The sequence below is a fragment of the Providencia sp. PROV236 genome (assembly GCF_033676985.1).
GTDB classification, from domain to species: Bacteria; Pseudomonadota; Gammaproteobacteria; order Enterobacterales; family Enterobacteriaceae; genus Providencia; species Providencia manganoxydans.
Genome location: NZ_CP096297.1, coordinates 528453 through 544600, shown reverse-complemented (window position 1 = coordinate 544600; position 16148 = coordinate 528453). Strand labels below are relative to the sequence as shown.

The window sequence follows — 16148 nt, the reverse complement described above, 5'->3', positions numbered from 1 at the left end:
GTATTAGGCCTTATTTATTTTTACTTGATTTAAATATAATTTTCATAATGATGGCCATAGAGATTATCAGCATTATAAGATTGAATAGAAACATTGAAGAAAAGCTAACTCTTTCGATAAACATACCACTAAGCATTGGTCCTAATGCTATTCCTAAGCCTAATGATAATGAAACAAGGTTCATCGTATTTCCATCAACTTCATACTCTGCTGCAATACTCATTGTAAAAGGTAAAATCAATGTCCAGATATATTTAAATGCATAACAACTAACAATAACCAGTAAAACATTAATATTCATGTACATTGCCAAAACAGAAGCAATTAAGAATATAAAGCAAGTTACAATAACAAAATTCACTTTTTTACTGAACAAAATAGATGTCCCTGCACCTAATATCCCAACCATACTGGATGAACCTAGGACATTATAAACAACGGATAGCTCTACATTTAATGATGTTAAATACCCACCAATAAATGTCCATACACCAGCAACTACAAGGTTAAATAGAAAAATACCTGCGAGGCATAAGTACATATCTTTTCTTATTGCATAAGAACGAGGTTCAATTCCTTGCTGTGATTGTGATTTTTCCTTGAAGATATTTTCTTCTTTCATACGCCAAATTGAATCAATACCTTTTGTTAATGGCAATACACAAACTAGCAGTATCGATACAAAAAGATAAACAGAAAATATGCCATATTCACCAAGAAATAAAGGAAGTATAAACAGCCCCAAACTACCTAAAATAATCTGACTAAACAAAGAGATACTAAATGCTCGGTACGAATTTGGTAACAATGCCATACTTGAATTGGTAATAATAAAAATTGTAGAGCCTGATATTGCGGCTAAAATCCTTACTGCTATATATAAATTAAAATGATCTTTAATTAGAAAACCAGAAATTATATTCAATATTGCTGTCAAGTAAATCATCGCAACAAATATATGATACCAATTAATCTTAGTTTTTAACCAGAAGAAAGCCAATATATTCGCTGTCATACCTGTTAATATTTCAATCATATAAATAAAGCCCACCTTTTCAGACGAAAATCCAAGTTCTTTATCCATCTGTATAGATATTAAAGGCGCCCATAAAAACATCATAGGTATAAATACACCACCAATTATAGGTGCTAAATATATTTTCCATGTTACTAATGGTAATCTGTGTGACTTTATAGATCCGACTGATTCGCTCATATAAAACCCTTGGTTAATTTTTATTTTCATTAATATATATATGAATTTTTTCTTTATTTAATAGCTGAAGATGACATTTTTTTGTCCTTATGCGACACATTGGAAAACATTGACAGTCAATCACATAAAAAAAGAACATATTATTTTATTATCTTAGCTCTATTAATTGTTTCTCATTGACATTTATAAATAACAAAAAAAATTAAATTCATTTAAAAAACAAAGAATAGAAATAATATTTAAGCATAAAGTCTATACATAATCATCTAAACAGAACAAAAATCCACTTTATCTTATTAAAGCAAGTATAATGACTAACTTTCAATACATTTATCAACTAACCGCATTTATCATACTAAAATAGACATTTTCAGATTGCTTAATTTCTGACAAAAAATATAACTATTATGGGAATAATATTTTATTAAGTTATTGCCCACCTCCTATATATATAAAATAAAAATTAATTAACTCAAGAGATATTGAGGAATAAAGAATGGCTAATTCAATGAGCAAGCATACTAAAAAGCTATTAGCATTAGAGATATTTTCGATATTAACTGCATCCTGCTATATTCCAAAAATCAATGCAGAACCTTTTTTTGAAGATTCAACATTAAAAGGTGGTATTTATTATTGGCAAAGAGATCGCTCAAGAAAAGACACTACAACCAATAAATACTCAGATAACTTAAAGCATTCTTCAGCGAATGTTGCCTTAGATTTTTCATCTGGATATATTCAAGATTTTATTGGTTTCGATTTCACAGGTTTTTACGCGTTTGAGCTTTCTAATGCTGGCCCTGCGGCCCCAAATGAAATTGGTCTTAGCGATGCAAAAACGGTTTGGGATGAAAAATGGAAAGGTGACCGTAGTGGATTTACATTCACCAAAGCAGCAACCAAATTAAAAGCCGGACCATTTTGGGCTAATGTAGGTTATATACAACCCGCAGGGCAAACATTGCTGGCACCTAACTGGAGTTTTTTGCCTGGCACATATCGAGGAGCTGAATTAGGTGCTGAGTTTGATGCTGACTCAAATGGTAAATTTAACATTTCCTACATGTGGACAGATGAGTATAAAGCACCATGGTATACCACAATGTATGATTTCCGTATGGCTGATGGCTCAACCCCAATTGATTACCTGCATTCATTAGGCGTCAAATATGACGCTAAAAATAAATTGGTATTAGAAGCCGCAGTGGGCGAAGCGCCAGATTATATGGAACAGTACTTTGGTAAATTGTCTTATGCCTTCCCTCTCGCTGAACGAGATCTCAGACTGTCCTATCAGTTTTATGGTGCAAATGACAAAGACAATAGCGGCGGGGTCAACGATGTATATGATGGCTTTGCATGGTTACAAGCCTTAACTCTCGGTTATACTTATGACTCATTTGATTTTCGTCTAGAAGGAACCATGATCCATTCACCGGGTCGGATGGGCTACTTTTTACAACGTTTAACTAATCATTATGGCTCTTCTAATGGTCGGTTAGATATTTGGTGGGATGGCCGCTCAGACTTTAACGCCGATGGTGAAAAAGCCTTATTTGCTGGTGTAACGTACGATTTAACCAATTGGGATCTTGCTGGTTGGAAAGTCGGAACATCATATATTCATGGTTGGGATGCAAAACCGAATACAAATATTACCTCTAGTGTAGATCCAAATAAACGTCTCACTGAAAGTGCATGGAATTTTGATATTATGTATACCATCCAATCAGGAAAAGCGAAAGACACAACATTTAAACTGCACTATACACGCTATGATAACCATTCCAATATTCCAAGTTGGGGTGGTGGTTATAATAATGTCTTCCAAGATGAAAAAGATATTAAATTTGCTGTGATAGCTCCGTTTACTATTTTTTAACTTAAAATTATTTAGTCCATAAATAAAATTAAAACGGGAGCGATGGAATTTCTCCCGTTTACTTATTCATCATAGAACTATCGGCGACATTGATTAACAGTAACTAATGTTAACTCTGTCAGAGCTGTATAAAATGGGCTATCAACAACACGATTAAATTGTGTTGCAAATAACGGTAACCAAGTCCCTAAATGTGCATCAAGTAACTCAATTAATGCCTTTTCTCGTATTTCTGAAGCAAGAACGGCAGCTTGAAATAACATTAATCCTATGTGATCTGAGGGTTCAGGATAATTAGTCTGTAATTTTAATCTTTCTCGTTTTAAAAACTCACTTAGTGCAACTGTTGATGATCCATGCAGCACACCTTCAGGATCTAAATACACCGATCCCCAAGGAGGAGCCGGTAAACTATTAGGACCAATAAATAACTCTACCCACTGAGTATTTAATTGTTCAAAATTGATTTCTAGTGCACTTTTAATTTGTTGACTCAATGAGTTACCTATTTTACAAGGCCACTGCTCTGCAAAATTTTCCGTCTTAAAAAAATTCAGTGCACTATGACTTGTTTCATCACTTGGTGCAAATAAATAACAAGTCCCTAGTAGGTTAAAAGCCGCAGCATAATGCGAAAAATGGATCATAAGAAACGTCTAAACCTTTTAAAGCCACTATTAATGTTAAATATGAATATAATAAAAACAGTAACGCAGCATAAACTCCCCTACAATAGCGCCACAGCATCCCAATACTAAAAATTTCTGACGACTCACAGTAGCTACATTACCTAGATGAGTTTTAGTTCGAAGGAACACGCTATATCCAAGCACAAATACTGCAACTATTGCTATCCCCCAACCGACTAGCCGTAATGAAGCGATATCTTGATAAGCCTCAATGGAGGAAATCGGAAACGTAATTGATTCATTATTATACGAAGTATCGGCCAGATAACGTTCATAATAAGGTTGATATAACAGTCTAATAAATAAACTGGCACTAATAACGGCACACAGACCCCACCCCCATTGGTAAGGTAAATGTTTAACGACATTCTCTTGCTTATACTTTAGCAACAAATTAACTAATAAATAATATCCAGCCGCCCCCAGTGTGAATGTAGCGCCATAAAACATTAGATAAGTATTATCACTCATCCATACTAGCATTGATGTATAACGATAAATCGATGCCATTGCATAAACATCACATAGCCCAGCGACAGCTGCTAAACTCAATAATGGATAAGAGAACTCTTTCTTAAACCATGCCCATAAAAATGCCAATCCTAAAAAGGTAAAGTAAGTCGCAGTCAATACCACTTCCCGACTGAGCCAAGACGAGAAAATATTCAACAACGAGTTTGGTGCATTAAGTGGCACACCTAAATGAGTAATTGAAGAAATCAATCCTATTCCAGCAAAAACACAACCAACAAAAAGGTAACCAAGTAAAAATGAACGACTAATCCCCCGCTCGAATAAACCCGCTAATTTTTTAGCGGAGAGAACTAACATTAAAGTTAGACCAATAGAGGTTTGCATCAAAAACGTAAACAGTAATAATGGCCATTCATTCATTTTTTCTCTCCTTGAGATGTCATAGTATGACGCCCTGCACCTTGATGTGGGTGGATAACCAAATTTGGATGAGTAATCGATGAATCAGGTAACCCTTTTACATCGGCTAGTGAGCCATAGCGTTTTCTTAATTCGTCGATAGGACCAAATTGAATAGCACCTAAAGGGCAGGTTGCCACACAAACAGGAGATTCACCTTTTAGTTGTAAATCAATGCAAAAATCGCATTTAGACATTTGCTGAGTTTCTGGGTTCATCTGTGGTGCACCATAAGGACATGACCACGCACAAGTGCCACAACCAACACATTTGTCTGTATTAACTAGCACAATGCCATCACCTTCGCGTTTATGCATTGCCGTTGTTGGGCAGTTTTTAACACACATTGGGTCTTTACAATGGTTACATGAAATCGATAAGGTGTAAGCGAAGACATTATTTATCAGCCCACCCTTCCCGTTTTCAATAAACTCCCCCCCAGTGACTTCATAGACACGACGAAACTTGCGACCGACCTCAAGATTGTTTTTATCTTTACAAGAAACCTGACAGGCTTTGCAGCCAGAGCAACGTGCCGAGTCAATATAAAATCCTAACTGTCGATCACTAACCGCTGGCCGAATTTCAAACTTACTCATACTTTGCTTACCTCCACCAGTAAGGTTTGATGCGCATTACCATGTGCCATTGCAGTGCTGCGCGCAGAGGTTAATACGTTGGCACATCCACCTTGGTCAATGCCTTTCTCATCAGGCATCCACCATGCTCCCGCTTGTAAAGCGACAACTCCAGGCATGATCCTCTGCGTGATCTTAACGGGGACCATCGTCGTGCCACGGTCATTACTCACAGTAACTCGCTCACCATCAGCAATACCGCGTTGCTTAGCATCAATTGGGTTTATCCACAGCTCTTGTCGCTGAACTTCCTGTAGCCATGGATTTGCAAACTGGGTAGAGTTAGCACGATTTCGCCCTTTCCAAGTGATCAATTGCAAAGGGTAGCGAAGCGTTAAGCTATCTTCAGGGCCTTCAATCGCTGGGACATAATGTGATAAAGCAGGTATATCTCGATTGTTGCGGTCATATAACCGTTTAGAGAAAATTTCAATTTTCCCTGATGGCGTTTCAAATGGATGTGCTTCGATATCTTGAATATTTTTTTCGAAAGCAACATGACCTGTATGTGGCTTATGTTTTAATAAATGACGACGTTTAACTAACAGCTCATCAAATGTTGGGATACCATCTTCAGGGCGTTTTACATGCGCATCGTTCACTAAATATTCTATCCACTGTTTTTCGGTGCGCCCTTCACTAAATTGTTCACCAACCCCTAATTTATCAGCAACATCACACAACCAATCGTAGTCACTACGTCGCTCAAACTCAGGCTCGATCACTTTTTCGGATAAAATAATGTAATCACCCGGTCCCCAAGTTCCACCAATATTCCAACGCTCTAAAAAACTGGTTTCAGGTAATAACAAATCAGCGTACTTAGCACTTGGCGTGAGATAAAGATCGCTACAAACAATAAATTCGACTTTATTTTCATCTTCCAGTACTTGTGCTGCATGCAAAATATCAGGGTTCTGATTAGTCATATAATTTCCCGCAAGCGAGAAAATCATTTTAATTTCAGTATCCAATTTTTCTGCATTTTTTAAACCATTATCAGGTGTAACAAGTGCTGCATTTTCACAAGCTTGCACCCAATTCGTGATATTAATTTTCGCTTTCACTTGATTTTCAAATAAGCTAGGCCCTGCAATCGTTTTTCGTAAATCAGGTGTTACCGCCATTCCATATCCAGCGGCCCAACCTCCACGAACACCAACATTACCTGTTATCGTCGCAAGTAAAGTTGCACCTCGCGCAGAACGCTCACCACAAATATGACGCTGAGGCCCCCAACCTTGCATTAAGGCTGCTGGTTTGGTCGATGCATATTCTCTCGCTAACTGTTTGATAGTTTCTGCGGGGACTTTGGTTATCGGCTCTGCCCATTCAGGTGTCTTAGCAATACTATCTTTTTTACCCATTAAGTAAGCAACTAATGATTCGTTTTCAGCAACACCTTCTGGCATCTGATGTTCATCAAATCCAAGGGTATACTTATCAATAAACGCTTGGTCATGTAAATTTTCGCTGATAATCACATACATCATTGCATCCATCAGCGCATTATCTGTCGTAGGTAAAATGGGGATCCATTGATCTGCCAAAGATGAAGCCGTATCTGAATAACGTGGATCAACGACAATAAATTTAGTGCCGTTTTTCTTCATTTTTTGAAAATAATGGTTAGTATGACCAAAAATAGTCTCGTTTGGATTATGTCCCCATAAAATAACTAGCGGGGTATCTTCTAATGTATCGAGGGTACTACCACTGGCTGAGGTGCCATAAGTATAGGGTGTCACCGCCATCGTATTGCCATTGCTGACTGAATGGTAGTTTTCCAGAAATCCCCCCGTTAAATTAAACAAACGGCGTAGCATGTTAGCGCCTGAAAAAATACCTCCGGTTACCCCTGTACTTAGGCTCACAAAACGCGAAGCTGGGCCATATTGATCAGTGATACGTTGCCATTCACTCGCAATTAAACTGGTGGCCTCTTGCCAACTTATTCGTTCAAAGCGGCCTCCACCTCGCTTGCCAACCCGTTTCATTGGATATTTTAAGCGGTTTGGGTGATAGACAAATTTGCGATAGCTTCGCCCACGAACGCAAGCTCGCATAATAGGCATCTCTTCATCAAGATCCGCATCAGGCCGTGTACTAATACGTGTAACAACGCCTTCTTTAACATGCGCTCTGATATCACACTTACCACCACAGTCAAAACTACTGCAAGTCGAAACGACCCGTTCATTATCCTGAGTTGAGATGTTTTTTGTTGGAATAACTGACGGGTCTGTAGGAAGAGAGGCGACTGACTTAGATGCTAAGAAAGGAACAGCCATTAGTGCAGAGCTGCCTTGGATAAACCGGCGACGACTTAACGGGCCAATCAGTTGCTCATCCGACTGATTGTGCTTACTTTCCATAATAACTCTACCTCAAAGATACATTAGGTTGCCATGTCATAGTAAACATTTATTGAGTTGCCAACTTTCGAAAAATAGACAATGATATTTGAATCTCAGCCAATAAGGGTGACTATGCGAAATATCCCACTTAAAAGCGTCGATGACGTAAAGCGCGATGTGTTAGCGATCGGCACTGACTACCTCCCAAATGTCCTGCTCAATTCACACGTTCATCGACGTGCTCAATTTTTATACGGCGCGACAGGTCTCATTGAGGTGAGTACCGCTGACGGTGAGTGGGTTATCCCACCAGATAGTGGTGTTTGGATCCCTGAAAATACTGCACATGAAACACGTATGTTGAATGTAAGTACACGCAGCCTATATATCGAGCCTACCGCTGCCCCACGGCAAAATCAGAAATGCGAGGTATTGCGAGTATCTCCATTATTACGTCAGCTATTACTCGAATCTGTTGATATGCCAATAGAATATGATCTTAATGGGCGAGATGGTGTGTTGATCCAGCTGACGTTACATGAAATCGCCCGTGCTGCCCCCCTACCTTTTTATGCACCGATCCCCCGAGATGCAAACTTAGCTAAACTATGCCGAGAGTTCCTAAAATCACCGAAAATCACATCATTACCCCATGAATGGGCTGAAAAATTACATAAAAGTGAACGCTCTTTTAGTCGTTTTTTTGGGGCTCAAACTGGCTTGTCATTTTCAGATTGGCGCCAACAGGCTTGTTTACTTAGTGCTATCACGCATATTTCAGCTGGGAAATCGATCACTGAAGTCGCTTTTGACTTGGGATATAACAGCGTCGGATCGTTTTCAACCATGTTTAAAAAGTGGTTAGGGCAAACACCATCCAGTTTTATCCAACGTATCGCTCAATAGAAAAATCGGTTGAACCGTAAGCCAAACACCATGTAAGGAAAAGGACAAAAAGCGTCGACCTATCTAGGTATCATTCAAGGTGACGAGTCGATAACGGATGTTTACGGTCAACCAAAGTTGTTACATTTTTTGAAACTGGCTACTCATAAGTAGCGATCAACCATGCAGAGCCATGATAATTTCCAGCGACTGCATTTTCTCCTTTTATATGGCTGGCAATACTGATTATATTTTGTTCATTAAATTCAACCTGTAAAGATTGCCCTGTTTGCCCTGAAGCCTCATCTGTCAAGGTTAACTGGCTGTAAATAACATCACTATCATTCTCATCACTGACTAGAGGTAAGCGTTTCTGCGGATCGCTATCTTTTGCATAATCCAAACGTAAACGAACTTTTGTTCCAGAGGTAAATCGACAAGTGTAAATCACTTTTTCAGTCACTAAGCTGTCATAATTTATACTATTGAGCCCACCATGACTGAGACTCACCGTCTCTGTTTGCCCTGTACTAGCCATAGTTGAACATCTAGAACGAATATGTATTTGCGATGATGCCAAACGTAATGGTGTCGTTGTTTCATTTATTGGCCAATCATCATAAGGAGGAGCCTCACCTTTAGCGGTGAAAGCACGCACATAACCGGCTAAATCCATGGCTCCAATAACCAACTGACTATCAATAATTTTTTCATTTATATAAAATGTGATGCCTAAGGGAAAATAAGTGGTAAAGGCTGATGTTGAAAAAATTTCCTGCCCAAAGCCATTGGAACAAAGACCTGCATCACCTTTAACCCAATCCGTAAATTTTGTATCGATTGTCATCAGCAAATTACTGTGGATTTGGTAAGCCGCTTTTCCTTCAATAGTTATCCCTGACTTGGGTGGATAGATAAAAAGCCGATGGAAAGCATTTTGAGCAGGAATAGGTTTACTGGTATTTCCCCACACTCTCCCATGGCATTTTACCACCCCCGACACTTCCACTTCCGGCCCCGTATGACCAACATTGATAATATTGCCGATGCGATAATATTTGTCCCCATTAGATCCGATAACGGGTGTTTCTACTAATTGACTATCTCTCTCTAATCTAATGGTGTAACCAGTAGAAGGATCTTGAATTTGCCCTGCATAATCTGCGATGGCAATTGGAGATATCAACATTGATAGCAATAGCAATACCCTATTCCAACCTTTGTCAGCAACACCATTATCATGATGAAATTTTAAATCAAACATAGTTGAACTCCTTATTATTCATAAGTCATCAAAATCGTCATGGATGATGTGAACTGGCCATCTGATAATTGCTCTGCCGGTATAGTTCCTACTAACTGTGCTTGTAAATCAGCTCGGTATTCAGTTGCCGTAATTTGTACAGGATGAATGACTTGAACAGAATTAACATCAAACGGACGTACAACTCCTTGAGTAATTTCCTTGAAATGGATCCCTAATCCCTTGATTGTTGTCGCTAGCAATAATTGCCCATTATGCATTAATGTATTACTTCCATTCGTATTCAACGTAATAGCAAGTTTTTTATTGAAATCACATCCCGAAATATAAATAGGAAATTCTCTATCAATGGTATTCCCATCAAGATTATCTGAATTAACAGTGCCAAAATCGATCACAAGTGGGGAACTATTATTTTCACTGCGAATATCACAAACAGGCGTTATCATCGTTGCATTTACCTCAACCAAAATATCAGATACGGCAGATGAGGCGAATAAAAGTAATATTGTGGTGATGATTGAATATCGTTTCATTATTGATACTCCACTGTAAATGTCGCCGTTCCTTTAAAATCGCCCACTTTAATATCACCTATTTCAGGTTTACGAACAAAGACGCCAAAATTAAGTTGCTGTCGATTTTCGGCCACTGAAACAACACCAACATCTATCGGAGAATTCCAAATAATAGGTTGTTCATTTTTATCAACTTCAATAATGCCTAATAACGCGCCACTGGTACCTTGTGTACGTAAATAATCGTTTCCTTCAATATTAATAAGTTGGCTACTCTGCCAAGTCATACGAATGGTTTTATTTAAATCGGCATCACTGCATTTTTCTATCTCAATAAAAAAAGGCATCACATCACTAGCCCCAAACTGATTAATATACTGCCAACGTAAATTATCTAACTTTATTTGTTTATTGACTGAGTCTGCTGAGATTTGGCAATGAGTACGAATAAGCTCCCCTTTAAATTGTACATCTAATTGATTACTGGCTAATGTATTAGGAGGATTTAAAAATAGTACTGATAAAAAAAATGCCTTATTCATAGCTAACCTCCAACCTTAATAGATGCTGCTCTTCACCAAGAATAGGAAGTATTATTTTATTATTACCATTACGTAAGCTGATCGGAAAATGTTGTATGACTTGCTCTTTCTTAACATCATAAAATGCTAATATTGCAGGGGTATTCGCCGTATTACTGAGAAGATCCTTGGTACGAAAAACAGTACCAGCACCACATCCTGTCAGAAATACGGCTTTGTTAGTCATTAAATTACAAGGAGCATTAAAAATAGCGGCATTAACACGTATCCATCCTTGTAGCGACTGCTCATATTTAAATGCTTCACTGGGTGTATTTGGCACAGTGCTCTTCGCGTGCGCTAAATAGCTTGTTATTCCACCGATAACCAATAGCAATAACAAACCTGCTTTTTGCTTGCTCATTACCTGACTCCACCTTGATATGGAAATAGGCTCTAAATAATACGAGAGGTCGCTTGGGTAACGACGAACATCGCTACCATCACAATTCACCTGTCACTGCACAAAGCTCGCCAGTACAACGAAATGCCAGTGTCGGCTTCCCACCATAATCATTGATATAAGTTATGTAAGGCGTAGATAATATTTTTGATTCTATGTTATGAGTTGATTTTGGTGGCACCATCACCGGAGTGAATTTGCTTTGTTCTGACTGCGGTTTACTATTACCAATACCAATAATAGTTAAATTAAAAGGGGTCACATTATTCAATAAATACCCTTTAGCTGTTTTGGTTAATGTCACTTTATGTGCCCATTTTGTGTCTGACTCCGCTAATATATTTTTGGGCCGATAAAATAATTTGACACGTGACTGCAAAGCAATTTGCAACGTATTACCTTCCGTAGATTTGGGTGGAACTTCACGTAGGTTAAAATAAAATACAGACTCTCTATCTTTAGGAAGCTGTCCTAACATTGGCGTGACACTTAATCGAACTAAACTGTCACTATTTGGCTCAATCCGCTGTAAAGGTGGCGTGGCTAAAATAGCACCTTGAGTGAGTTTATTTCCTTGTAAATCTTCAATCCAACTTTGCGCTAAATACGCTTCTTCAGGGTTATCATTGCTAATACGAATATTAATAGATCGCTCATTACCAGGAAATACAATACGAGTACGATCTAAGGTGACCGCACCATAAGCATTCATTACTATAATCACTGAGAATAACGCAACACAAATAAATAATTTACGACCTAAATATAAATTCAACATAACGTTCCCCATAAATATGATTTATTTATCTTTAGAGTGAGAAATAGATGAGATGGCTATTTTTGATGTGCAAGGCAACAGCAACATATTAGATGAAGCAGTAAGATTTTCAGGTAATGTTAACTGACACTGTTGTTTATTATTCCAATATATAAATAGGTTTTCCTGAGCAGAGACGCCCACTAACCAAGTCACGCCATCCTCACCCACAATACCTAATTCACGATTATCAACATTACGCACACTGGCCCCAAAAGGCGGATTTTTACCATTATCCAAAGACAAAACAGCGAATAATTTTTCCCCTTTCATTACCGATAAACTACGATAACCAATAGCACCTTTTGTCAGCGTAATATCGGTTGTTGAATCTAAGGTTTCTAAATTGTCAGGCAACTTACTTGTATTAATAGACGCGGTGGATTTGCGATAACTATTAATATTAGGAATAACAGCTAGCCCAAAGTGGTTAGTTTTAATCACCCCGCTATCCAACGGCACATCGCTAACCCCTGGAGTTTCAATCATCAAACGTGTATCACCATGCGCTGAACGATGGAACGCAACGCCTTTAGACGTAGCAGTGATCCCACTATTAATGGATGCACCAATACTACGATATTGGTGAGGAACATAACTGGCATTTGCAGAGACATTTGCCTGTGACATATCTTTAGAATAGAAACCGCTAAAACTTGCCTGATTATCTATCTCTTGCCCATGGTTATACCCCATGTTTAAACTGTAATTATCAGTTCCGCTATAACCGTTATAGCCCATGTTGTGGTTATAACGGTTATTACCCGATGAACGTGAATAAAGTTCTGAGAAAGTAATACTATGCCCCGTATAAAGTGGCAGAGTGAGATATAAATTTACCGAATCATCTTCAAAACCGTTGTCACGTTCGGTTCGAGTCGCCGATAGAGATAAATTCGCATTGTACTGAGATAATTGAGGAATAAGGATATTAGTGCTTGCATATAACCCGTATTGGGTTTGTGAGTCATTCCGCCAATAGGTGCTATATTGGTAATTTAATGCAATATTAAAATCATCAAAATACTTATTTAAGTAGATTTGATAATTCTCTCTTTGCGAACGCGGAATAATTCCTGTGCGGTCTTGACCCATAAATTGGGTTAATGTTCGATATTCTTTATCAGCAAAACGATAGCCAGCAAAAGTAATATCCGTTTTTAAATCCTCAAAAGACTTTGCATAATTCAGCCTATAAGAGCGACCTTGTAAACGTTCCTCTGAAAAATCAGCAAATGACTGTGTCATATCCAACGAAATGGCTCCGATGGTTGAGAGATCTCGTCCAATTCCTACCGCAATGGTCTGATAATATCCGTTTAACTGAGTTCCCCCATATAATGACCATGCATTCGATACCCCATAAGAAAACTCTCCACCAATAACAGGTTTACCAGTCATGTGGCGACCATCGTAACGAGTTTTCCCCCCCACTAGTTTGTAAACAACGCGGCCGGGCCGAGTTAAGTAAGGAAGTGAAGCAGTACTAACACTAAATTTTTTCTCTTCACCATCTTCTTCACGAACAGTAACATCTAATACCCCTCGAATACCGCTATCTAACGTCTGAATACGGAAAGGCCCCGGTGGAACTGCTGTTTCAGAGATAACGCGATCTTGGCTGCGAACAATCACTGTCGCATTAGTATTCGCAATACCAATAATTTCAGGTGCATAGCCTACGAGTTTAGGCGGCAACATGCGATCATCACTTTCTAATGAAACCCCACTGTACTGCCATGCTTCGAAAACGTCTGAGTAAAAATAGTTTTCACCCACCGTCAAAATAGACGCAGCATCTTTCAATGAAGTGAATGCATACAATCGACTAAAATCAAATTGATGAGTCTCTTGCGGATGGTAACCACCACGCTGTTTTTGATAGGTTGCGTTATAATCACCACGAAAACGCCATGCACCTATATTTACCCCTGTAGTCCCATTAGTTGATAGATAAACGCGCTTAATTCCTCCTTTTTCCTTTGTTCCTGAGGCATTAGCATTGTAATCAATAAATGCCCCATTCAGCCCATCCTCCCATAACGCGGGAGGTGTCCAATAAGGATCGCGATACTCCATCCACATTTGAGGGATCGTCACATTCAACGATAGCGTTGACAGTTCAATTTTCGTTTGCACCCCCGTTAAAGCTGAAAAATCGAGGCATTGACCATCATGTGAGGTTGTTACTTTTTTTTCAGAGGAACTTTTTAGCCCAAACATATGTAGCATATTGATAGGGATACACACACTTTGCGATTGTGGCTTATGTGTTGGTTTTTTTGCGTATACAGAGATATCTCGTGGAGCCCCCAATCGCTGCCCATTAACAAATACGGTTAATACGTAATCCCCTGGAGGAACATATCCTGCAACGGAAAACTGGCTCATATCAATATTTTGAATATCTTTTGCATCTAATACATCAGTATTGAATTCAGAAGCGCTAGCAGCCCATGTCGTCAAGCCGAGCGTCAATAAAACAGCCTGTCTTACTTTGCTATGTTTGAACATCATGCTCTACTCCATCCCAAATGCGACAAAAGGACTCCTCTCAAAACTAAATTTGCAGGATCCTTCATTTCTGTTTATTGATAGTCGATGAAAAACCGAATCAATCCTTGATAGTTACCAGCCTGAATCGGTTTCCCTGTCAGTTCTAATTGCAAAAAATAACGTAAAAAAAGCGTTTTTCCTGATTTACCTTGACGTAATACACTGCTGGATAAGAGATAGTTTTGATTAGGTATTAATATTTGTTGTTGATCATTCAATACCGCAATACCTAATCCACGCGATGGCCCCTGCAAGACAAATGCATTAATATTTTCTGCACTTTGCCCGTCAAAGCGAATGAACCAAGTTTTACTGTCAATCGAAGAATACACACTGCCGCAATCACGTAATTCAATGATAAAAGGCTGGTTATAACGTTCACGATGACTTGGAGTAGCCAACATCGTTAACGTTAAAGGAGAAAAATTAATTGTCTGGTAACGATCTTGCATTACAATTGAACAAGGCGCCGCAATCACATTTCCCATCAATTTTGTCATACCATTAAAAGTAAAACTCTTTGCATTCACAATGCCATGCGAAACAAAATAGGCCATTATTGATAGCATTATTAACCGTGTTATTTGGTGACCAATCTGTTTGTATACACTCACAGCTTTCCTCCACACACATTAATGATCCCGCCAGCTATCGACTGGCGGGCTACTATCAATTACTGATATGTAATACGGAAATTGGACGTTGCATTAAATTGCCCTTCAACAACAGGCTTAGTAACATCAACGGCTTTAGCAAGTGCTTTGAATTTTAAAGTGTTATTACCTTTTTTATTTATCATCTGTGATAAAACATCTTTAGCTGTACCAAAGGTAAAACCATCAATCCCCACCCCAACGTTATTGGTATTACCCGCGGAGGTTGAAAGTAGCGTATTGGCTGCATCTGCATAGCTTTGTCCAGTAAAAACCAATTCCATTGATTTCACTGCCATTGGTTTATCATCGGTGCCTTTATCAAAATCAGTAAAGTCACAGCCAGTGAATTCAATTTTAAAATCCACTTCCGCAGCTCGGCCATTCTCTAATCCTCGACGAGATAATTGCCCAAAATCAATAGTTTGCTTCAAAGAAGATTGCGCGATATTACAAGGTGAAGTAACAACTGTACCAATAAAATCTAGGGTACCTGCGTTTTCTGCTAATACGTTGAAAGAAATAACAGATGTAGCAATTACAACCACTTGCGTGAATTTAACTAGTTTCATGTGTTTTACCTTTCAAATAAATAATTACATTGAAATAGATACACTATTAAATACTTTTAATGGCGTAAGCTTGGTATTTCATTAATAGTTCAAATTATCACTACAAAAAATCATCCCTGATTGAACTGTCTAAAGACTCCTCAATACGCAATAAGAATTTACGTATAAAATAAATAATTGC

The 16148-nt window shown here is 38.4% G+C and carries 15 protein-coding genes; 2 read left to right on the top strand and 13 right to left on the bottom strand.

The window, feature by feature from the left end; all coding sequences use genetic code 11:
* Positions 1-10: 10 nt before the first annotated feature.
* Complete coding sequence (locus tag M1E96_RS02285; RefSeq protein ID WP_272581128.1) at positions 11-1216, bottom strand: MFS transporter; 1206 nt, start codon at positions 1214-1216, stop codon at positions 11-13.
* A 496-nt stretch (positions 1217-1712) separates the two neighbouring features.
* Here M1E96_RS02285 and M1E96_RS02280 point away from each other — a divergent pair, with 496 nt between their 5' ends.
* The gene (locus M1E96_RS02280) at positions 1713-3101 is read left to right on the top strand and encodes an OprD family outer membrane porin (protein ID WP_319068328.1); all 1389 of its coding nucleotides are present in this window, start codon (positions 1713-1715) and stop codon (positions 3099-3101) included.
* Positions 3102-3178: 77 nt separating this feature from the next.
* On the opposite strand, the gene M1E96_RS02275 is transcribed toward M1E96_RS02280, so the two are convergent.
* The 4 genes from M1E96_RS02275 to M1E96_RS02260 are packed head-to-tail and all read right to left on the bottom strand — an operon-like array spanning position 3179 to position 7736.
* Entirely contained in the window at positions 3179-3748 is a 570-nt protein-coding gene (locus M1E96_RS02275) for a molecular chaperone TorD family protein (protein WP_272581130.1), read from the bottom strand.
* Between the two features lie 36 nt (positions 3749-3784).
* Positions 3785-4684, bottom strand: coding sequence for a DmsC/YnfH family molybdoenzyme membrane anchor subunit (locus M1E96_RS02270; protein WP_140178868.1), 900 nt, complete (start codon positions 4682-4684; stop codon positions 3785-3787).
* Positions 4681-5322 carry a DMSO/selenate family reductase complex B subunit gene (locus tag M1E96_RS02265; protein ID WP_070927278.1) on the bottom strand — a complete coding sequence of 214 codons (642 nt, stop codon included), beginning with the start codon at positions 5320-5322 and terminating at the stop codon, positions 4681-4683. Before M1E96_RS02265 ends, M1E96_RS02270 begins: the two co-directional genes overlap by 4 nt.
* The gene (locus M1E96_RS02260) at positions 5319-7736 is read right to left on the bottom strand and encodes a DMSO/selenate family reductase complex A subunit (protein ID WP_272581132.1); all 2418 of its coding nucleotides are present in this window, start codon (positions 7734-7736) and stop codon (positions 5319-5321) included. The genes M1E96_RS02265 and M1E96_RS02260 overlap by 4 nt, the downstream gene beginning before the upstream one ends.
* Before the next feature lie 114 nt (positions 7737-7850).
* Here M1E96_RS02260 and M1E96_RS02255 point away from each other — a divergent pair, with 114 nt between their 5' ends.
* A complete protein-coding gene (locus M1E96_RS02255; protein WP_140178863.1) occupies positions 7851-8624 on the top strand; it encodes a helix-turn-helix domain-containing protein in 774 nt (257 codons plus the stop codon).
* 139 nt (positions 8625-8763) lie between these two features.
* Here M1E96_RS02255 and M1E96_RS02250 read toward each other — a convergent pair whose 3' ends face one another.
* The 8 genes from M1E96_RS02250 to M1E96_RS02215 form a co-directional block, all read right to left on the bottom strand.
* Positions 8764-9867, bottom strand: a complete 1104-nt coding sequence (locus M1E96_RS02250; RefSeq protein WP_070927282.1) for an adhesin — start codon at positions 9865-9867, stop codon at positions 8764-8766.
* Between the two features lie 14 nt (positions 9868-9881).
* Entirely contained in the window at positions 9882-10403 is a 522-nt protein-coding gene (locus tag M1E96_RS02245) for a fimbrial protein (protein ID WP_272581133.1), read from the bottom strand.
* Positions 10403-10927, bottom strand: coding sequence for a fimbrial protein (locus M1E96_RS02240; RefSeq protein ID WP_272581134.1), 525 nt, complete (start codon positions 10925-10927; stop codon positions 10403-10405). Before M1E96_RS02240 ends, M1E96_RS02245 begins: the two co-directional genes overlap by 1 nt.
* On the bottom strand, positions 10920-11330 hold the full coding sequence (locus M1E96_RS02235; protein ID WP_140178855.1) for a fimbrial protein: 411 nt from the start codon (positions 11328-11330) through the stop codon (positions 10920-10922). Before M1E96_RS02235 ends, M1E96_RS02240 begins: the two co-directional genes overlap by 8 nt.
* Before the next feature lie 79 nt (positions 11331-11409).
* Positions 11410-12147, bottom strand: a complete 738-nt coding sequence (locus M1E96_RS02230; RefSeq protein WP_272581135.1) for a fimbria/pilus periplasmic chaperone — start codon at positions 12145-12147, stop codon at positions 11410-11412.
* A gap of 21 nt (positions 12148-12168) precedes the next feature.
* Entirely contained in the window at positions 12169-14703 is a 2535-nt protein-coding gene (locus M1E96_RS02225; RefSeq protein ID WP_369427352.1) for a fimbria/pilus outer membrane usher protein, read from the bottom strand.
* Between the two features lie 71 nt (positions 14704-14774).
* Positions 14775-15356, bottom strand: a complete 582-nt coding sequence (locus tag M1E96_RS02220) for a fimbrial protein (protein ID WP_070927292.1) — start codon at positions 15354-15356, stop codon at positions 14775-14777.
* Positions 15357-15415: 59 nt separating this feature from the next.
* The gene (locus tag M1E96_RS02215) at positions 15416-15967 is read right to left on the bottom strand and encodes a fimbrial protein (RefSeq protein WP_070927294.1); all 552 of its coding nucleotides are present in this window, start codon (positions 15965-15967) and stop codon (positions 15416-15418) included.
* Positions 15968-16148 lie beyond the last annotated feature (181 nt).

Excerpts from the sequence above, each read along its gene's own strand:
- M1E96_RS02285 (WP_272581128.1), bottom strand. The coding sequence starts at position 1,216 with ATGAGCGAATCAGTCGGATCTATAAAGTCACACAGATTACCATTAGTA.
- M1E96_RS02280 (WP_319068328.1), top strand. The coding sequence starts at position 1,713 with ATGGCTAATTCAATGAGCAAGCATACTAAAAAGCTATTAGCATTAGAG.
- M1E96_RS02275 (WP_272581130.1), bottom strand. The coding sequence starts at position 3,748 with ATGATCCATTTTTCGCATTATGCTGCGGCTTTTAACCTACTAGGGACT.
- M1E96_RS02270 (WP_140178868.1), bottom strand. The coding sequence starts at position 4,684 with ATGAATGAATGGCCATTATTACTGTTTACGTTTTTGATGCAAACCTCT.
- M1E96_RS02265 (WP_070927278.1), bottom strand. The coding sequence starts at position 5,322 with ATGAGTAAGTTTGAAATTCGGCCAGCGGTTAGTGATCGACAGTTAGGA.
- M1E96_RS02260 (WP_272581132.1), bottom strand. The coding sequence starts at position 7,736 with ATGGAAAGTAAGCACAATCAGTCGGATGAGCAACTGATTGGCCCGTTA.
- M1E96_RS02255 (WP_140178863.1), top strand. The coding sequence starts at position 7,851 with ATGCGAAATATCCCACTTAAAAGCGTCGATGACGTAAAGCGCGATGTG.
- M1E96_RS02250 (WP_070927282.1), bottom strand. The coding sequence starts at position 9,867 with ATGTTTGATTTAAAATTTCATCATGATAATGGTGTTGCTGACAAAGGT.
- M1E96_RS02245 (WP_272581133.1), bottom strand. The coding sequence starts at position 10,403 with ATGAAACGATATTCAATCATCACCACAATATTACTTTTATTCGCCTCA.
- M1E96_RS02240 (WP_272581134.1), bottom strand. The coding sequence starts at position 10,927 with ATGAATAAGGCATTTTTTTTATCAGTACTATTTTTAAATCCTCCTAAT.
- M1E96_RS02235 (WP_140178855.1), bottom strand. The coding sequence starts at position 11,330 with ATGAGCAAGCAAAAAGCAGGTTTGTTATTGCTATTGGTTATCGGTGGA.
- M1E96_RS02230 (WP_272581135.1), bottom strand. The coding sequence starts at position 12,147 with ATGTTGAATTTATATTTAGGTCGTAAATTATTTATTTGTGTTGCGTTA.
- M1E96_RS02225 (WP_369427352.1), bottom strand. The coding sequence starts at position 14,703 with ATGATGTTCAAACATAGCAAAGTAAGACAGGCTGTTTTATTGACGCTC.
- M1E96_RS02215 (WP_070927294.1), bottom strand. The coding sequence starts at position 15,967 with ATGAAACTAGTTAAATTCACGCAAGTGGTTGTAATTGCTACATCTGTT.